Below are 17989 nucleotides of genomic sequence, written 5' to 3' on the forward strand. Positions count from 1 at the left end.
AATTTGGGTTCGCTCAGCCCTCAATTTGGGTTCGCTCAGCCCTCAATTTGGGTTCGCTCAGCCCTCAATTTGGGTTCGCTCAGCCCTCTTTTAGCCCTCAATTTGGGTGGTTGAGCGAAGCCGAAACCACCCTTCCCGTCAGCCAGTAGAAGATCCCAATATATCGGAAATCGCCTCTAAAATCGACCCACTTTCCCGGTCCAATTCCGCAATCTATTTGGGTGGTTGAGGAGATATCGGGCTTCGGCTTCGCTCAGCCCTCAATTTGGGTTCGCTCAGCCCTCAATTTGGGTTCGCTCAGCCCTCAATTTGGGTTCGCTCAGCCCTCTATTTGGGTTCGCTCAGCCCTCTTTTAGCCCTCAATTTGGGTGGTTGAGCGAAGCCGAAACCACCCTTCCCATCAGCTAGGAGAAGACCCCAATAAATCGGAAATCGCCTCTAAAATCGACCCACTTTCCCGGTCCAATTCCGCAATCTCCGCTAAAATTTCCTCCGGCTCGCGTAAAGGATCGCCCTCCGGCGCGTTGGGATTTTTCACCGACAAATCGAAGGAACCAGGATCGACTTCTTCTAAGTCTAAAAACCAAGAGCGCTCCGATAGCTTAAAAGTCGATTGAAACTCGATGAACTCCTTCAAATCATCATCATTGAGCGCGTTTGTTTTTCCCAGACTTCGCCCCGGTTCGAGTTGATAAAACCAGATTTTCTGCGTCGGCGAACCCTTAGTGAAAAATAAAACCACCGTCTTTACCCCCGCCCCTAAAAAGGTCTTAGCGGGACAATCCAAAACCGTATGGAGATTACAGGACGAGGTTAACTCCCTCCGTAACTCTCTGGAGGCGTTGTCTGCGTTCGACAGAAAGGTATTCTTAATAACGATCGCTCCCCGTCCCCCGGTTTTCAAACTCTTGATAAAATGCTGGAGAAAAAGAAAAGCCGTCTCTCCGGTATTGATCGTGAAATTGCCGCGGATCTCCTTGCGTTCATTGCCTCCGAAGGGGGGATTAGCTAAAACGATGTCATAACGATTCTTCTCTTGAATCGCTTGAATATCTTCGGCCAGGGTGTTGGTCTGAATAATATTGGGAGCCTCGATCCCGTGCAGGATCATATTCATCACCCCGATAATATAGGCTAAAGCCTTTTTCTCCTTGCCGAAAAAAGTCCTCGTCTGTAGCGTTTCTAGCTCTTTCGTACTCAGATCGGCCTTACTGTGGCGTAAATACTCGTAGGCCTCGCAGAGAAACCCCGCCGAACCGCAGGCCCCGTCATAAATCGTCTCCCCTAATTGCGGTTTAATCACTTGAATCATCGCCCGGATCAGGGGCCGCGGGGTGTAATACTCGCCCCCGTTTCGCCCCGCATTGCCCATATTTTTGATCCGGGTTTCGTAGAGGTCCGAAAGCTCGTGTTTCTGCTGTTGCGTGCGAAACTGAAGCCGGTCGATACTTTCGAGAACTTCCCGCAGGTTGTACCCGCTCTGAAACTTATTCCGCACCCCCGCAAAAATTTCCCCGATCTTAGCCCCGAACGTCCCCAGTTCTGCGTATTGCTTGAATCCCTGAAAGTAAGGAAATAGCTCGCTATTGACGAATTCGATCAGATCGTCCCCTACCTTGGCGGTTTTCAGCAGTTCACCCCTCCCGTCCTTGGGGTAGGCCCAATTCGACCAGCGATAGGGTTCGTCTAGTAACGGATCGTAGTCTTCCCCCGTCAATAATGCCCGATTCTGGCGATCGACTGACCGATCGTCGAGATATTTCAAAAAGAGAATCCAGGAGATTTGTTCTGCGTAATCCAACTCCGTGGCGCATCCCGCCTCTTTTCGGAGAATATCGTCGATATTCTTAAATGTCTGCTCGAACATAGGAAAAAGATTAGATACTCTCAAATCTTACCTCGATCGCTCCCTTATCCTGAGCATAGATTCTTAAAAAGGCTGAAAATGCTTCAGCCTCGTCTAAAAAATCAGATTTTACCCGCAAAATTAAGGAATAGGATTAGCCGGCTCCTTGCCTTCCAGGGTTTCGGGAACAGCTTCCGTCTTACCAAAAGCGACTCTGAGGAAGGGAGGAGCGAGGAAAGTGGTCAGGATTACCATAATAATAATCGACACCTCCAAAGGCTTATCCAAAATTCCGCTGGCCGAACCAATCCCAGCAAAAACTAGACCCACCTCACCCCGGGGAATCATACCCACACCGATGGCGAGGCGATTGATTCCAGATATGCCAAAAACTGCCCAGCCCGTCACCAGTTTACCGATAATCGCCACAACCATCAAAAAGACAGCGATCAAAAGTCCAGCCCGATTCTCCGGTACCGTTGGGTTTAAAACACCGAGATCGGCACGCGCTCCCACCGTCACAAAGAAAATCGGCACAAGCAAATCGGCGATCGGTTTAATTAACTCATCCAACTCGTTGCGGGTATCAGTTTCATCAAGCACCAAACCGGCGGCAAAGGCCCCTAAAATCGCTTCAAGATGAATAGCATTACCCAAAAAGGCCATAAAGAAAGCGAAGACAAATGCGGGAATAACAATATTTCCCCGAGTTTTCAGCCGCTCCACGATCGCCACAAAACTTTTGTTAAAAATACCTCCCAACAAAATTGATCCGATCAAAAAGGCCGTGGCACTGACGATTAGGTAAATAACATTAACCACATCGATTTCACCGGTTTTGGCTAAACTAGCGACCACAGCCAGAACAATAATACCGAGGACATCATCGATCACCGCTGCACCGACGATAATTTGCCCTTCTTTGGATTTGAGTTGACCTAACTCGGACAACACCTTCGAGGTAATACCGATACTGGTTGCTGTCAAGGCTGCCCCCGCAAAAATCGCCGGGATGGCCGCCACATGAAAGACGAGCATTAACCCGGCCGTACCTGCCGCAAAAGGTGCCGCAACCCCCACACAGGCCACAACCGTGGCTTGAATTCCCACTTCCTTGAGTTGTCGCAGGTCGGATTCTAGGCCAATTTCAAACAGCAGAATAATCACACCGATTTCAGCTAGAACCGAAATCACTTCACTTTGGGACTCAAAGATCCGGTCCACGGCAGCCGGGGCCAATTGATTCAATCCTTGCAGTACCGTCATAATCAGCGAGTCAGAGGCCGATAGTCCCCCTTCGGGAAAGATGAGCAGATGCAAGGCCGAAACGCCGACAATCACACCGGCGACCAGTTCTCCCAGTACGGGCGGAAAATCCAATCGTCGGGCGGCCTCTGCGCCGAGCTTGCTGGCCAGATAAATCACCACCAGTGTCAGCAATACGCCAGAGAGAATAATCGGTGAATCCTCGGCCACAACGGTGGCAAGCAAGGGGAGCGGAGTCATGGGGGCTGCTATCTCCCCGATCGAAGGAGGCAGAATATAGGACAAAATCATCAGTTTAAAGGGATGAGGGTTAAAGGTTTTAGGTAGGGTCTGCTGAAAAAGTTTTTCGTGGGGGCAGGGTGTGGGGTGTGGGGTGTAGGCTTCGGCCGTGAGCTCAGCCGAACGGGTGTAGGGTTTTACCGATTTTGAGGTAGTCAGTTACCTAATTTTCAGGGAAAAAGTCCAGGAATTTTACCCCCAATCACTCCAATGGTCAGCACTTTTTGAGGGAAAAAAGCCTAAAAGCCTTATCCAACAAGGTTTTTAGATTTATTCAGCAAGCCCTAGGTGGTTATAAAACTGGGGGATAGGAAAAAGGGCCACCGCTCAAGGACAGTCAGGCTGCAGATGGGGTGGCCCAGATCAAGACAAGCTTAGTTGTCTAGATTTCACAGCCCTCTGGTCCACAGAAACTCTGTCCGTACAGAACCTCCGCATCACAGAGATAGATCATGCCCGCAAAATTGAGGAAAAACTGATCGGCAACCTGCTTGGCAATATTTTGGGCCATAATTCGATCGGGGGTAAGTATCTCGAACTTAACATTCGTATCGGTTTCGGAAACGTGGGGTTGTCCCGACGAGCGCACGTTGCGACTGCCTTTACCGCCAGTATCCATCACCGTGTAACCACTCGCCCCGCATTCTTCGATGATCTTGGCGACTTTTTTCAGCAAAATCTTTTCTGTGACGATGACGAGCTTTTTGGCTGGTTTAGCCATGTTGATTATCTCCTTAAATGTGTACATTTATTTGCTTGGTCTGTCCGATCGAGGGAACGCCGACAGACCACAATCCTTCTGGAATTAGCCGCCGCTGAGGGCCTGGGCGAGACCAACGAAGAAGGGTATGCACAAGCCGATCGCTACGGGCGTACCGATGGCCGTGGACGCACCTATATAGGCGGAGGGATTAGCCGACGGGATACCGGCCCGCAACGTGGGCGGCCCGGAGATGTCGGAACTAGAGGAAGCGATGACGGCCAGCATGACCACACCGCCCCAGCTGAACCCGGTGGCGTAGTGGGCAATCATGCCGAGACCGAAGGCGATTAGACCATGTATAAACGGTGCTACGACGCTATAGACGACATACCACTGAGCTACTTTACGCAGTTCACCAACCCTTGACCAAGCCTCCATCCCCATGACTAGCATCAAGACCGAAAGCAAGCCGCGAAAGAGGGGATCGTAGAAGCTTTTATAGACACTTTCCGGCTGGGTGAATATGCCCAAAGCCAGACCTAATAACATGGCCGATAGGGCCGGTCCGCGAAGGCTTTCTTCAATGATCGGCCAAATCTTGACCCGATTATCCGCTGGCTGCTGTAGGCTGAGATATTCCTGCCGACTGCTGGGATAATCCTGCTGATCGGAATAATCCCCGGCCGCCACCGGCTGCTTGCTAAAAGACTCGTGGTCGTGGGCTGCTTCTTTCTGCTTCTTCTTGTTAAGATAAATGTTAGCCACCACGATCGCCGTTACCAGCGCCGGGATATCCATAAAAGGATAGAGTGCGCCGGCCCAAGCCTCGTAGGGGATCTTTTGTTCTTCGAGTACCGTCAGACCGGCGGCCATAGTCGAGCCACTCACGGCTCCAAATAATCCCCCAGTAGCGATCGCATCTACCACTTTCACCTTGGGCAGATTGGCTAAGGTATAGCGGGCGACGAAGACCACAATAATCCCTACTATGACGGCAAAGATCATTGGTAATACCATTTCCGTCAGGTTGGAATTGCGGATGGCAATCCCGCCGGTCAGACCGATTTTGGTCAGCAGCATGAAGACGATGATCGTACAAATCGACTCTGGGATGACCAATTCACTACCGAGAGCGGCAATGATCATGCCACCAATCAAAAAGGCCAGCGTTGGCGACTGCAACTGCTGGATAAAGTCCATGACAAACAATGAGAAAAAATCCACGAATACCTCCTTAAGCCTCCCCTGATGAGGAGTATTGAATATAAACGGACTAAATGAACCTTCAAAAGCTGAAAGAGAGTAAGAGTAAGGCTCTTTACCCCTTAAGCAAACCTGTTGCGGGCAGAACTTTGGACAGTGTCAAGTCCGCAGGTAAGCCTAATTCGGGATTTTTGGCGGTTGAACTGGCCCCGATCGCCGTCCCAGAAGCTACCCCGAAGGCGAGAGCTAGAGGGTGATAAACGATGGCAGCTGTTAGACCACCGAAGATATCACCCCGCAAATTGTCAAAATGAATACGATTGGTTATTTCCATGAGAATCCAACTGAGCAAAGGATTTTTTGCCACAACAAAGCCGGCGGTTGACAGACCAGCCTTGATAGACAAAACTTTATGGTTTTTAAAGATCGATTGTTATAAATCTATACTAGAACGGATATCTTGACAAGCAAATTTTTGTAAATTGAGTTTAAATCGATATATCTTTACAAAAGTATTGATTTAAACCTATGATATAAGCGGTGTGGGGAGGTTTTCACTCGTTCCCCTCCATTCCTGCTTCTGTTTAGCAAAGCTCCTCAAGGCAGTAACAGAAGTGTAGCTCTCTAGAGGCCTCTCTTGATTCACGCCACTTTACATCAACTGATTGTCTTTGAAGCAACCGCTCGTCATGGCAGTTTCACCAGGGCTGCTGAAGAACTATTGATCACCCAACCCACCGTTTCCACCCAGATGAAACAACTGACTAAAGCAGTGGGTCTGCCCTTATTTGAACAGATAGGCAAACGTTTGTATTTAACCGAGGCCGGACGCAGTTTATTAGTAACCTGTCAGGCAGTCCTCAAGGATCTTGATAACTTTGAGATGGCGATCGCTGATATCAAGGGCATTAAACAGGGTAAACTGCGTTTAGCGGCGGTATCCACAGCCCAATATTTAATCCCTCAGATCCTAGGTCCTTTTTGTCAACAGTACCAAGGGGTAGATGTGTCCCTAGAATTGACCAATCACCAAGACCTAGAAGCAAGGATTATCAATAATGTCGATGACCTATATATTTTAAGCGAACCTCCCCAAGATCTAAACCTGGAGATTCAACCGTTTCTGGAAAATCCCCTTGTGGTTATTGCTCGCAAAGATCACCCCCTAGCGGGACAGAAAAAAATTCCAATTAAACGACTGCAAGGGGAACCTTTTATTATGCGGGAAATGGGATCGGGAATTAGACGGGCAGTACAGCAAATTTTTCTCGATCATGGTATCACTTTATCTCTGCGTTTGGAAATCGGCAATAATGAAGCCATTAAACAAGCGGTCGCCGGTGGTTTAGGAATTTCGGTTCTGTCTCAGCACGTCTTAAATTTAGATCCTCCCAATGGGGAATTTACCATCCTTGACGTGGAAGATTTTCCCATCCAACGCCATTGGTATGTGGTTTATCCCAAGGATAAAAAACTATCCGTGATCGCCAAGACTTTTCTTGATTATCTCCTCTCAGGGGAATTAGGGTCATAAGGAGGGTCTGCTGAAAAACTTTTTCGTGGGGGCAGGGTGTGGGGTGTGGGGTGTGGGGTGTAGGGTTTTACCATTTTCAGAGGGTCAATTACCTAATTTTCAGGGAAAAAGTGCCTAAATTTCCCCCCCGATCCCCCCAATGTCTGGCACTTTTTGATGGGAAAAAAGTCTAAAATTCTTATCCAACAAGGTTTTTAGATTTATTCAGCAGACTCTAAGTACCCACAGACCCCCGATCAAGTCGAATTCGGTAAGCGCAATCGCTCGATCTATCTCCCATCCGAAAAGGTGGAGATCAAGAACTCGATCGCGCGGGGAAACCGATCGGCGAGATCCTCAAGGCGATCGATTCTCCTAAAACCCGCAAGGATTTAATCGTCATAAATGCGGCACTCTAAGGCATCGGGATTGGCTTCGCAGTAAGCCTGAAATGAGTTACTCCCCTGTTTTTTGGCCCGTTGATGGGAGGCTTCCGCTTGGAGTTCCTCCACCACATCCCAGGCCGCAGCGCAATCGGGAGAGATTTCACCCTTGGCCGCACAAATTGCCCGTGCGTCTTCCCGGGCTGCTTCAATTTCATCTTCAATGAACAACCGCTTGGGCTTTTCAACAAAATCGCTCTTGAAAAGAATATCACTGACAGAAATAATACCCAGCAAAGTTTTGCCCTGAATCACCGGGGCGCGGCGAATGCGGGTTTGAGCAAATAACCGGGCTACATATTCCACCCCCAGTTCGGGATTGACGACCACACAGGGCTTGGCCATAATTTCATAGACCCGCATAGTTTTAGGATCGTGGCCAAAGGCCGCCACTTTGTAAACGATGTCGGTTTCGGTGACAATTCCATAGGGGTCCTGTTCATGGCGCGGTTCGACAATCAACCCCCGCAGTTTTTTTTCTTTCATCAATTTCACGGCATCGGCAACCGTTGCCGAACCACGAATGGTGACAACGTTTTGGGTCATAATTTCTTGAGCTTGCAGCATAGGAGTTGGATGGTGTTGTTAAATTAAAGAACTGGTATAAATGCAAAAGTTGACTAGGGTTGTCCCGATAGCAATTTCCTAGACTCTTGTGGGCTGAGTGCCACTTTGAACACAGATGACAAAGACCAATGGGCGATCGCTGGTTGGGGCTGGGGCGGCATGGCCGCCGCTGTGTTCCCCTGAATGCCCGGTGCATAGGCCTCCAGCACAGCACCGTTTTGCCAACACATGGCGATGAAATAATCACACACTGGGCATTCCGTCTGAGCAACTTGCCGGGCCGGACACTTATATCCTGCGGGTAGGCGATCGCTCAAGAGCCGTTGAGCTACGCTGCCACAGTTGGGACACCGAATTTCTATAAGCTTGTTCATCGCCATACCTCAAAATTGAATAGTGATGTGAGAAGGAAAGGGTCAACGTCGGACGTTTGCCCAGAGTGTTTGTTCACGGTGGAAGACTATAATTGTCGTTCTACGGCTGCCGTAAATTCTTCATAGGGTTTAACCCCAACTAATGTTTCTATCAATTTCCCCTGTTTAAATACCATGACAGCAGGAATACTTTTAATTCCAAAGCGTTTGGCCACGGGTTTGTTACTGTCTAGGTCAAGTTTGAAGACTTTGGCGCGATCGCGATAGTCATCGGCCAATCGATCGATCAACGGAGCCACCAGTTTGCAAGGTCCACACCAGGTTGCCGTGCAATCTACCACCAACAGTGATTCACTCTTTAACAGGGAATCAAATTCAGTTTCATCTTGAATAAATGTAGCCGTACCCATGTTTATATCTCCAGATTGATGCTGTGTAACTTAGGACAAATTCTCTGATCGCTGCGTTTTACAATATAAATTCAGCTTTGAACCGCTCCTCATCTAAAAATGCTTGGCCTTTGACCCTTTAACTTTGTCCGCCTCCCGGGGGTATCGTCTATAGTTTGGTCGTCCCAGACATCGATGGTGACATCTAGTCCCTGCTCATGCAGGGGTTTTAATTTGTAAGTCGTCATCGGCTGCCCCCAATCAAAACAAATTTGCGACGTTAAGTTGCGATAATATGGTTTTGCAAGTTGTTGCATTTAGATACCCTATGACAGCGACCCCTTCCAACGATTTATCTGCCTGGGAGCGGCTAGAACAAGGCAGACAGGCAAAAGCAAGCAACGGTGGTTATGCGGGCTACGGCTCCCCTGCCTTTGGACAACGATCGATCGATGGTGAATTAGTGGATGATCCGGAAGAGTGCCGGATCATTGAACTGATTCGCCGTCATCACAAATCAGGGAAATCCTTGCAGAAGATCGCCGATTGGCTTAATGAACAGGGCTACACCACCAAACGCGGTCTACCATGGCAGCGTATTTCCGTAAAGCGGGTGCTGGATCGACTTTATGGAAAGGTGTCCAGAATTTCCGGAGTAACCCTTCAGGCCGACCAGAACCCGGAAGTACTCACCCCAGCGTCTGGTGATGCCGCCCCTGAAACCATTAGAGGCTGAATAACCGCTAAATAAAAAGTTTCAGGCTTTAACCTGTTACATCCCTCTATGATACACCGAAGTGGGTCTAAAATCTTTACGAGTTTAATAAAAATTGTAACAAAACGTTACATCTTTTAGGAAAAAGTTAAATGACGCTACACTTTGAGATAGTTTTAGAACGGGTTTTAGCAACTCTGAGAGTCTGGGTTCTTTGCCCAGTGGCTGTTCTGTCTATCTTGGCCTTTGCGATTGCAGGATGGTGCTGATGTCCTTTGATACACCTCTGAGTTGGGCCCCCGATCTGGAAAAGGCGATCAATCGCCACCCCTTGACGGTGCCGCCAACCACTTCTCTGGCAGATGCGATCGCCATGATCGGTCAGGCCCATAGTCGTCTGTGTTTGCTCACCGATGACCTATCCCCTCTAGCTGCTCCGGCCGGAGAGGTGCGTGTTAGCTGTCTGCTGGTGGTGCAAGGGCAAGAGCTATTAGGAATTTTGACAGAACGGGATGTGGTGCGACTCACCGCTCAAGGAATTAACCTGACCGAGACAACCGTTGCTGATGTGATGGTCCATCCCCTGATCACGTTGCCCCAGCAATCTGCTCAAGACATTTTTGCTGCCCTGTTTTTGTTTCGGCGCTACCGCATTCGCCATTTGCCGATTGTGGATGACCAAGGACACTTAATCGGGGTGATTTCCCATGAAAGTATTCGCCAGATATTGCGTCCGGCCAATCTGTTGCGGTTTCGTCGCGTATCCGATGTGATGACCAGTCAAGTGGTACAGGCCCCACTCACCGCCACAGTCTTGCAATTGGCCCAGTTAATGGCGGAACATCGTGTCAGTTGTGTGGTGATCACCCAGAGAAATTCCGAAGACAATGACTACCCTGTTGGTATTGTGACAGAGCGAGATCTTGTCCAGTTTCAAGCAGTTCAAATCGATCTGCACAAAACTAGGGCCCAGACGGTGATGAGTACGCCCTTATTTCTCCTCAGCCCCGAGGATTCCCTGTGGACGGCCCATCAGGAAATGCAAAAACGGCGGGTGGGGCGTTTGGTGGTTTCTTGGAACTGGGGTCGGGGGTTGGGCATTGTTACACAAACCAGTCTGTTAAGGGTTTTTGACCCGATGGAAATGTATGGGGTGATTGAAAATTTACAACAAACCATTCAACAGCTAGAGTCCGAGCGATCGCCCTCCCTTCCTTCTCCACCAGCGGACTTATTACCCCAACGGACCCGCACCCCATCAGAAAAAGAGAGCGCAGGCGATCGCGAATTATTACTGGCCTTGTTAGACAATGCTTACAAAGACGTAAAGTATATGTTGGCTAACTTAGATATTGTCGTCGAGCAGCGGCGATCTTTGCTTCAATCTGTTCTAGATAAGCTTGCTCACCTCGGTCGTAAAATTAGCTCTTAGATAACCGGTTTGCTTCTATTCATACTAAATCTGGTTAAGTAGCTGGTTATAATTAAATTAAAAATGGATTTTGCCCTTAATCCCCCCTTGATCCCCCCTTGATAAGGGGGGTGCCGATCCCCCCTTAGTCTCCCCTTAATAAGGGGGGCATCTGATAATTTTTAACGCCTACCTACTTACTTATAATTATCTGCGAAAAAAGTTTAGTAATTTCACTGCAATTATAACAGGATTGTCGATGACTAATTTAAAAAAATGGCAAATTATTAAATCTGAGCTAGTTTTTCATAATCGTTGGTGTCAAGTCCGTCAAGACGCGGTGCAGTTATCCTCTGGACAAGTTATCGACGATTATTTTGTCAATATTCGTCCTGAAATTGTGTTAGTTGTTCCAGTTACCGGGGATAATCAATTAGTTTTTGTTCGTCAATATCGTCACGGAGTTAAGGAAATTTTATTAGAATTTCCCGCCGGAGCAGTAGATGCGGGTGAAGATAATATTACTGCGGCAGCGCGTCGAGAATTCGAGGAGGAAACTGGTTATCAAAGTGATTCTCTAATACCTCTAGGTGTTTTGTATGATAATCCTGTTAAAGATACTAACAGAATTCACATTTTTTTGGCTCTTAATGCTACTCCCACCGGTCAACAAAAGTTAGATGTTACCGAGGAAATTGAAGTTATTCTTCGACCTTTACAGGAAATTAATCCCCAGGAAATTACTGTCTCTGGTAGTTTGGCTGCTTTCTATTTAGCGAGGGATTTTTTAAAGCAAAGTTAAGGAGTTATAGCGGTTATATTAATAGGGAGCCAGTTGTCAGGAGATTATTTTTATTTATTCTCCCCAATTCATAATTGATAAGTAAGTAGTTATAATTAAATTGAAGATAGATTTTGCCTCTGATCCCCCCTTGATAAGGGGGGTGTCTAACAACTTTTAACAGCTACCTACTTAATTCATAATTTATAATTCCCACTGTCTATGAGTAATTTTTTTATGATTGCTGGCTTTATTCTATCAGCTTATGCGATCGTTGCTAACGATTCCCTACAGACTTTAGGGACTTTTTTAAGTGCCAATGAAGAACGTCCCTGGTGGATTTTATGGCTGTATTCCAGTATAATCTTAGCCTCGATTTTTATCGCTGGTTGGTATATTAATCAGGGAGATGTGGCCTATAATCGACTAGAAATGATTCCCTTCCCAGAAAATTTTACTTGGATTTATATCGTTCCTCCCCTAGCAATTTTAATTCTCACCACTTGGGGAATACCCGTGAGTACAACCTTTTTGGTTTTAACAGTTTTTGCTCCCCAATCTCTAGATGAAATGTTAGTTAAATCTGCTTGGGGTTATGCTATTGCTGTTATAGTGGGGTTAGTAATCTATCGAATTATTTATCAATTAGAAAACTTTTTCCTAGAAACAGTTAATAAAGAACCTCAAAAAATCTGGGTAGTTTTACAGTGGTTATCTACTGGGTTTCTCTGGAGTCAATGGTTAATGCAAGATTTTGCTAATATTTTCGCCTATCTTCCCAGAAAGTTGGCAGCAATATGGTTAGTTTTATCTCTAACAGTTATGCTACTCCTGCAAACTATCATTTTTATTAATCACGGTGGTCAAATTGAGAAAATTGTCACTAGCAAAACTAACGCCCATGATCCGCGTTCTGCAACAATTATTAACTTGATTTATGGCCTAATTTTACTGTTTTTTGTTGGCTATAATCATATTCCCATGAGTACCACTTGGGTATTTTTAGGTTTATTAGGAGGTCGAGAAATTTCTCTGACTTTAACCAGAGAAACCCCTAATTTAGCCGCCACGGGTAAATTGGTTTTAGGGGATGCCTTGAAAGCTTTTATCGGTATGATTGTTAGTGTTGCTATCGCTCTTGCTTTACCTCTAATCGCTCAAAAAATTAACTATCTATAGGGAATTGGGGAGTGGGGAGAGGTAAATTAAGAATAACAAGATTGGGGAGATAGGCGATCGATTGATGACCCGGAGTGATAAAGTTTTCTATTACTGATAATCTCGAAATTATCGTTCAACCAGATTAAAGATGCTTCTGTGACTAGACCTTCTTCAAGAGTGACTAGGGAAAAATTGCGAGATTTACCCGTATCAGAGTGGAGAATGCGAGGGACACTCGCAGCATTTAGATAAACAGTTCCCATCTCGGAAGTGACCACGGGATTGCGTAAACGGGAAGTAGTATGACGGAGACGGTGGTGCATATGACCGAAACTGACGAGAGGAACCTGTTTTCCTAATAGCTGTGCTTGTTCGATGGCCGCCGCTAAATCGGGATCCCCGTGGTCCCCTCCCAAGGGTTGCCAATCGCGACCACAGATAGCTTCCGCTTCCTTTCCTAGTCCAGCCGGACCATTGTGACCTAAAAAAATCAGGTTATTATAGGCAGTATCTTGAATATTAGCGATAATTTTGGCAGTAGATTCGGCAAAACTGCTGATATTATAACGTTCTTGCAAAAATTCTCCATTTTTCCACTCGGAACCTCCCCAAGTAAAGGGACGACCCCCAACAATCGAAAGCTCTAAATCGGGTAGGTCTAGTTTTGAGTAACCCACATGGGCAACCCCTAATAATTCTAACTGAGCGGTGACACGATCTTCTTGATTGCGATCGTAGGGACATTGTTTTCGTCCCCAGGGGGTGGCGCTATACCAAGCGTCATGATTACCGAGAATAACGGCTTTTGGTAAGGACAAACTGGCAATCCGACCGACAATTTCTAGGGATTCATTGCCAAAATCGCCGACAAATAGGGCTAAATCCACTTGTAAAGCTTCTAGAGCTAAATTATCTTCTATTTCCCATTGGTCGTGAACGTCACCGATGACGGCGATTTTATAGGTGCGAGGGAAAGAACTTACCATTACCAGTTATCAACTATCATTTACCATTAAAGATCATAACTAGGGTTTGCTGAAAAAGTACGGGCGAAGCATTCGGATAGAAAATCTCCGGTTTCAGCGATAGGTTATTGCCCGAATGCTTCGCCCCTACAGGACGCGGGCCGATGAAGAGGCAAGGTTTTGAACCACGATTCTCTCAAAATCTTGCATCTGTGGGAGCGAAACAGAACCCTAAAACCCTTACCTCGTCTATATTTCACATTTATTCAGCAAACCCTAACTAGGATTGGTAGTCGAAAACCGTGGGCAAGAAAGAGAGATTTTTTCTCAAACTACCAATGAAAAGGTAAAGATTTAAAACAAAGTTACCCACAGTCATCGGTTTGTTTGTAAATTTAGATACAGAATTATCAGGGTGATCTGTGTATGTCTTTACTACAATACCGCACTACTGCCGTTGTTACTTGTCCCCAAGCAAACACATGGGTACAACTCAGAATGCTTCCCTCTCCATACAGCTTTGATGAAGCACTACTACTCTGTGAACAGGATCAGGGCCGTTGGGTGGCATGGATTCCCGATTTTGGCGAAATTATCTTGATCGAAGGGCAATTTGAGGCATAAACTAACTCTTGCTCACAATTAAAGCAGATAAACAGCGATCGATCACTTGTTTTAATACTAGAGCCGTCCAATCGATATCGGCGGCGCTGGTGTCCCTTCCCAGGGTTAAACGAATTCCCGCCAATGCCTCTCGATCGCTGTAGCCCATAGCTTTTAAAATTGGACTGGGGGAAAGTTTGCCACTATGACAGGCGGATCCGGAACTAATGCCGATTCCTGCTAAATTAAGCTGACGAACTAGCTGTTTTCCCGTGATGTGACTGTCATCGTCCGGACGGACAATAAAGCTGACGTGGTGGGGTAAACGATAGAATCGGTCCCCCGTGGGCAGCAGATAAGGATAATCGGCTAAGAGGTCAAATAATCGATCTCGCAGGGCGATTAAACGCATTTTTTCGCTAATTAAGTCTTTTTGGGCTAATTCGGCCGCTAAACCGAAAGCGGCGATCGCTGGTACGGCTGGGGTTCCCGATCGCAGGCCTTTTTCCTGACCACCGCCCCGCAGTAATGGTAAAATATCGACACCGGTTCTGACGTATAAAGCCCCCGATCCTTGCATTCCATAAATTTTATGGCTAGAAAGAGATAATAAATCTACGGGCAGTTTCCGCACATCAATATCGCATCTTGCCGCCACCTGCACCGCATCGGTGTGAAAAAGCACTCCCCTTTCTCTGGCAATGCTGCCCAATTCTTCAATCGGTTGTAGGGTTCCCACCTCACTTTGTCCGTAAATAATGGAAATTAAGACCGTATCGCTTTGAATTGCGGCTTTTAGGTCTAAAGGATTAACCCTACCTTGACGATTGACGGGAAGACGAGTAATTTGCCAACCTTGCTGCTCTAATTGTTTACAGGGTTCAGCGATCGCCGAATGTTCCACACTAGAAATAATTATATGACGGGGGCGGTTATACTGTTGAGCAACCCCGATAATCGCTAAATTATCGGCCTCTGTGCCGCCAGAAGTGAAGATAATCTGGTCTGGATTGGCATTAATTAACCCTGCTACCTGTTCTCTGGCCATTTCGATGACTGTTGCCGTATCCTGTCCCCAAGTGTGTAAACTGGAGGGATTGCCCCAATGATGCCGGAGAATAGTGGCAACCCGCTCGATCACTTGGGGATGAGTGGGGGTAGTGGCACTATAGTCAAGATAAATTTGCATTATTTTACAATCTGAGAAATGAGAGTCAAGACAGGCAGCTATTCTCAGTTTAGCGGCTTAAGGACTAGAAAGCGGTTTTCTTTAAGAAACCCGCTTTCTGGGTTGATGATGAAAAACCCGCTTTCTGAGTTGTTGAGAAACCCGCTTTCTGGCTTATACTAAGCGTCAGAGGATTTACAGGGGTTAAGTTATGACAGGAATTGAAACAACCATTGTAACAGCATTGACTAATAATTTTATTGGCCAAATGATTAAATCGGGGTGGGAGGGTATTAATAAAAATGAGTTATTGAATAAAGATGTCGGGCAGCTTATCAAAGAAGGAAAGTATCTTTTTTTGCGGGAATATACTCAACGTTACTGGGATCGGCACGGCATGATTAAGGTTTTAAAAATGTCTAAGCCTATGGATTTGGAGTCAATTTATGTTAATGTCAAATGTTTAGGAAATTTAGTCAGGGATTATTATGATGAAAATTTAGAAAATAAATATCGTGAGAGTAAGCAGCGACGATTTAACTTTAGGGATGATGGTAAAAAAGATGGTTTACTTTTGGCTAATCAAGAACAATATTTAATGGTACTTGGTGATCCTGGTATTGGTAAATCTACATTTTTGCGAAAAGTTGGTTTAGAAGCTCTCAAGGGAAATAAAGACAGTTATCAGCATTCTCTAACACCTGTTTTACTGGAGTTGAAAAACTTTAAAGAAAACGAGATTAATATTCAGGCATTAATTGAAGAGGAGTTTAAAATCTGTGGTTTTCCCAATGTGGAAAAAAATATTAGCAATAAACTAGAAAAAGGGGAATTACTAATTTTATTAGATGGTTTAGATGAAGTGCCAACAGCTAATGTTTATAATGTAATCGAGAAAATTAAAGATTTTGTAGATAGGCATCATAAAAATCGTTTTATTCTCTCCTGTCGCACTGCTGCCAGAACTCATCTTCAACGATTTACCGATATTGAAATTGTCGAATTTGATGATCAGCAAATTCAAAGTTTTATTGAACATTGGTTTAGTTCCGAATTAGATCGCAAAAATGAGACGGCTAAAAATTGTTGGGAACTGTTGCAAAAGGAGGAGTATAAAAGTGCAAAAGAGTTAGCCCATACACCGTTATTGTTGACTTTTTTGTGTTTGGTTTATGATGAAAATCAATCTTTTCCCACAAATCGCAGTCGCCTTTATCAAAATGCGTTACGAATTTTATTAGAAACATGGTCAGCCGAAAAACGTTTACCTAATCGCGGTTTAGTTTATGAAAATCTCAGTATTGAGCAAGAAGAAATTTTGCTATCTGAAGTCGCTTATCAGAATTTTGTAGCAGATAAACTTTTTTTAGAAAAACGAGAAATTGTTAAGCAAATTAAAGATCACCTTAAACAAAACTTAAATGCTCCGCAACATTTGGACGGAGAAAAAGTATTAAAAACCATTGAAATTGAACAGGGAATTTTAGTAGAGCGGGCGAGAGATGTCTATTCTTTTTCTCATTTAACCCTTCAGGAATACCTCACGGCTCAGTATATCTATGACAATGATTTGATTGAAGAAGCAGTTAAGAATTATGTAACAGAAACTCGTTGGCAAGAGGTGTTTTTGTTAGTGGCGGGTTTGATGCGAGGGAAAGCCGATAAATTGTTATTAGCAATGGAGAAAGAAGCCCATAATTATCTTACAACGCCCCTCGGTCAAAAATTAGTGCCGATTTTGCAATGGGCAGATGAGATGACTAAAGATTCTGTTGATAGTCCGATTAAACCTGTAGGAAGAAGAGCGATCGTCTATTGGCTCTTCTTCGCCAACTTAATTGTTACCGCCAACGCCAACTTCATTGTTACCGCCAACGCCAACTTCATCGGTATCGCCATCCCCAACAGCATCGACATCGCCTGCGCCTACGCCCCCGAGATCGCCTACAAAATCTCCCGTATCTTCTTTACCCCCAAACTCATCGATGAGTTTGTCCAGTTAGTTAACTTATTTGCTCAGAATCGAATTATTTCTAAGGTTAATTTTTACCAATTAATCGCTGATTTAGAAGCTTTAAAACAAATTATTCCTGATGATAAAGCAACTAAAAAAGAACATCAAGAATTTGCTGATCGATTATTTAAAAGGTGGAATACTGCTTTTAATTTAACGCCTGAATTACTTAATTTATCTCCCGAGGAAGCTTACGAAATAGACAGGCATTATTTTTATATTAATCACCTGATTCTCGACTGCCAAAAAGTGGCTGTTAATATTTCCCCTACCGTCTGGCAAGAAATCGAAGACCGAATGCTCCGCGTTCCTTAACTTCTACTTTTTTTCTCAAATCTTGCCTTTCCAATTGGATGAGATTAGCGAATATTAACACTATGAGGATTGGGAGCCTCAAAAACCTTGCATTACCATTTTTATAGAACATAGGGTTTGCTGAAAAAGTACGGGCGAAGCATTCGGATAGAAAATCTACGGTTTCACCGATAAGTTATTGTCCGAATGCTTCGCCCCTACAGGACGCGGAACCATGAAGACGCAAGGTTTTGAAGCACGATTCTCTCAGAATCTTGCACCTGTTTCGGGAGA

The 17989-nt window shown here is 45.5% G+C and carries 17 protein-coding genes and 1 pseudogene; 8 read left to right on the plus strand and 10 right to left on the minus strand.

The genetic code is table 11. The features are described 5' to 3' along the window. Nucleotides 1-400: 400 nt before the first annotated feature. Nucleotides 401-1867 carry a class I SAM-dependent DNA methyltransferase gene (locus IM485_RS11445; RefSeq protein ID WP_287743132.1) on the minus strand — a complete coding sequence of 489 codons (1467 nt, stop codon included), beginning with the start codon at nucleotides 1865-1867 and terminating at the stop codon, nucleotides 401-403. A 120-nt stretch (nucleotides 1868-1987) separates the two neighbouring features. Then, nucleotides 1988-3403 (minus strand): cation:proton antiporter, encoded by a 1416-nt coding sequence (locus IM485_RS11450; RefSeq protein ID WP_104396136.1) that lies wholly within the window; start codon nucleotides 3401-3403, stop codon nucleotides 1988-1990. Nucleotides 3404-3471: 68 nt separating this feature from the next. On the opposite strand from IM485_RS11450, the pseudogene IM485_RS11455 reads away from it, so the two are divergent. Beyond that, a pseudogene (locus IM485_RS11455) lies at nucleotides 3472-3659 on the plus strand (hypothetical protein). Between the two features lie 114 nt (nucleotides 3660-3773). Here the strand turns inward: IM485_RS11455 and IM485_RS11460 are convergent. The 3 genes from IM485_RS11460 to IM485_RS11470 form a co-directional block, all read right to left on the minus strand. Beyond that, on the minus strand, nucleotides 3774-4112 hold the full coding sequence (locus IM485_RS11460) for a P-II family nitrogen regulator (RefSeq protein WP_002757700.1): 339 nt from the start codon (nucleotides 4110-4112) through the stop codon (nucleotides 3774-3776). Nucleotides 4113-4196: 84 nt separating this feature from the next. Further along, entirely contained in the window at nucleotides 4197-5318 is a 1122-nt protein-coding gene (locus IM485_RS11465) for a sodium-dependent bicarbonate transport family permease (RefSeq protein WP_103112678.1), read from the minus strand. A 94-nt stretch (nucleotides 5319-5412) separates the two neighbouring features. Further along, entirely contained in the window at nucleotides 5413-5703 is a 291-nt protein-coding gene (locus IM485_RS11470; protein ID WP_104396137.1) for a sulfate permease, read from the minus strand. A gap of 231 nt (nucleotides 5704-5934) precedes the next feature. Between IM485_RS11470 and IM485_RS11475 the strand changes: the two genes are divergently transcribed. Then, a complete protein-coding gene (locus tag IM485_RS11475; protein ID WP_287743136.1) occupies nucleotides 5935-6831 on the plus strand; it encodes a LysR family transcriptional regulator in 897 nt (298 codons plus the stop codon). A 371-nt stretch (nucleotides 6832-7202) separates the two neighbouring features. On the opposite strand, the gene IM485_RS11480 is transcribed toward IM485_RS11475, so the two are convergent. The 3 genes from IM485_RS11480 to trxA form a co-directional block, all read right to left on the minus strand. Beyond that, nucleotides 7203-7820: a CP12 domain-containing protein gene (locus IM485_RS11480; RefSeq protein ID WP_024968588.1), complete on the minus strand. Its 618-nt coding sequence runs from the start codon at nucleotides 7818-7820 to the stop codon at nucleotides 7203-7205. A 53-nt stretch (nucleotides 7821-7873) separates the two neighbouring features. Beyond that, nucleotides 7874-8200, minus strand: a complete 327-nt coding sequence (locus tag IM485_RS11485; RefSeq protein ID WP_002751596.1) for a hypothetical protein — start codon at nucleotides 8198-8200, stop codon at nucleotides 7874-7876. An 80-nt stretch (nucleotides 8201-8280) separates the two neighbouring features. Beyond that, nucleotides 8281-8604 (minus strand): thioredoxin, encoded by a 324-nt coding sequence (gene trxA / locus IM485_RS11490; protein WP_002778933.1) that lies wholly within the window; start codon nucleotides 8602-8604, stop codon nucleotides 8281-8283. A gap of 274 nt (nucleotides 8605-8878) precedes the next feature. Between trxA and IM485_RS11495 the strand changes: the two genes are divergently transcribed. The 4 genes from IM485_RS11495 (at nucleotide 8879) to IM485_RS11510 (ending at nucleotide 12669) form a co-directional block, all read left to right on the plus strand. Continuing rightward, nucleotides 8879-9319 carry a recombinase family protein gene (locus tag IM485_RS11495; protein ID WP_353846012.1) on the plus strand — a complete coding sequence of 147 codons (441 nt, stop codon included), beginning with the start codon at nucleotides 8879-8881 and terminating at the stop codon, nucleotides 9317-9319. A gap of 238 nt (nucleotides 9320-9557) precedes the next feature. Further along, a complete protein-coding gene (locus IM485_RS11500) occupies nucleotides 9558-10730 on the plus strand; it encodes a CBS domain-containing protein (protein WP_287743141.1) in 1173 nt (390 codons plus the stop codon). 238 nt (nucleotides 10731-10968) lie between these two features. Then, nucleotides 10969-11511, plus strand: a complete 543-nt coding sequence (locus IM485_RS11505) for an NUDIX hydrolase (RefSeq protein ID WP_287743143.1) — start codon at nucleotides 10969-10971, stop codon at nucleotides 11509-11511. A gap of 216 nt (nucleotides 11512-11727) precedes the next feature. Then, the gene (locus IM485_RS11510) at nucleotides 11728-12669 is read left to right on the plus strand and encodes a hypothetical protein (RefSeq protein ID WP_104396144.1); all 942 of its coding nucleotides are present in this window, start codon (nucleotides 11728-11730) and stop codon (nucleotides 12667-12669) included. 26 nt (nucleotides 12670-12695) lie between these two features. Here the strand turns inward: IM485_RS11510 and IM485_RS11515 are convergent, their stop codons facing one another. Further along, nucleotides 12696-13637, minus strand: a complete 942-nt coding sequence (locus IM485_RS11515; RefSeq protein WP_287743146.1) for a TIGR04168 family protein — start codon at nucleotides 13635-13637, stop codon at nucleotides 12696-12698. A 405-nt stretch (nucleotides 13638-14042) separates the two neighbouring features. Between IM485_RS11515 and IM485_RS11520 the strand changes: the two genes are divergently transcribed. Next, the gene (locus IM485_RS11520; protein WP_016515731.1) at nucleotides 14043-14240 is read left to right on the plus strand and encodes a hypothetical protein; all 198 of its coding nucleotides are present in this window, start codon (nucleotides 14043-14045) and stop codon (nucleotides 14238-14240) included. Between the two features lies 1 nt (nucleotide 14241). Here the strand turns inward: IM485_RS11520 and IM485_RS11525 are convergent, their stop codons facing one another. After that, nucleotides 14242-15408, minus strand: coding sequence for a cysteine desulfurase family protein (locus tag IM485_RS11525; RefSeq protein ID WP_287743149.1), 1167 nt, complete (start codon nucleotides 15406-15408; stop codon nucleotides 14242-14244). Nucleotides 15409-15598: 190 nt separating this feature from the next. On the opposite strand from IM485_RS11525, the gene IM485_RS11530 reads away from it, so the two are divergent. Further along, on the plus strand, nucleotides 15599-17716 hold the full coding sequence (locus tag IM485_RS11530) for an NACHT domain-containing protein (protein WP_287743151.1): 2118 nt from the start codon (nucleotides 15599-15601) through the stop codon (nucleotides 17714-17716). Nucleotides 17717-17989: the final 273 nt, after the last annotated feature.

Source organism: Microcystis sp. M169S2 (assembly GCF_020245865.1).
GTDB lineage: Bacteria > Cyanobacteriota > Cyanobacteriia > Cyanobacteriales > Microcystaceae > Microcystis > Microcystis ichthyoblabe_A.

Coding starts and splice junctions, on each gene's coding strand:
- IM485_RS11445 (WP_287743132.1), bottom strand. CDS start 1,867: ATGTTCGAGCAGACATTTAAGAATATCGACGATATTCTCCGAAAAGAG.
- IM485_RS11450 (WP_104396136.1), bottom strand. CDS start 3,403: ATGATTTTGTCCTATATTCTGCCTCCTTCGATCGGGGAGATAGCAGCC.
- IM485_RS11460 (WP_002757700.1), bottom strand. CDS start 4,112: ATGGCTAAACCAGCCAAAAAGCTCGTCATCGTCACAGAAAAGATTTTG.
- IM485_RS11480 (WP_024968588.1), bottom strand. CDS start 7,820: ATGCTGCAAGCTCAAGAAATTATGACCCAAAACGTTGTCACCATTCGT.
- IM485_RS11485 (WP_002751596.1), bottom strand. CDS start 8,200: ATGGCGATGAACAAGCTTATAGAAATTCGGTGTCCCAACTGTGGCAGC.
- trxA (WP_002778933.1), bottom strand. CDS start 8,604: ATGGGTACGGCTACATTTATTCAAGATGAAACTGAATTTGATTCCCTG.
- IM485_RS11495 (WP_353846012.1), top strand. CDS start 8,879: ATGGTTTTGCAAGTTGTTGCATTTAGATACCCTATGACAGCGACCCCT.
- IM485_RS11500 (WP_287743141.1), top strand. CDS start 9,558: ATGGTGCTGATGTCCTTTGATACACCTCTGAGTTGGGCCCCCGATCTG.
- IM485_RS11505 (WP_287743143.1), top strand. CDS start 10,969: ATGACTAATTTAAAAAAATGGCAAATTATTAAATCTGAGCTAGTTTTT.
- IM485_RS11510 (WP_104396144.1), top strand. CDS start 11,728: ATGATTGCTGGCTTTATTCTATCAGCTTATGCGATCGTTGCTAACGAT.
- IM485_RS11515 (WP_287743146.1), bottom strand. CDS start 13,637: ATGGTAAGTTCTTTCCCTCGCACCTATAAAATCGCCGTCATCGGTGAC.
- IM485_RS11520 (WP_016515731.1), top strand. CDS start 14,043: ATGTCTTTACTACAATACCGCACTACTGCCGTTGTTACTTGTCCCCAA.
- IM485_RS11525 (WP_287743149.1), bottom strand. CDS start 15,408: ATGCAAATTTATCTTGACTATAGTGCCACTACCCCCACTCATCCCCAA.
- IM485_RS11530 (WP_287743151.1), top strand. CDS start 15,599: ATGACAGGAATTGAAACAACCATTGTAACAGCATTGACTAATAATTTT.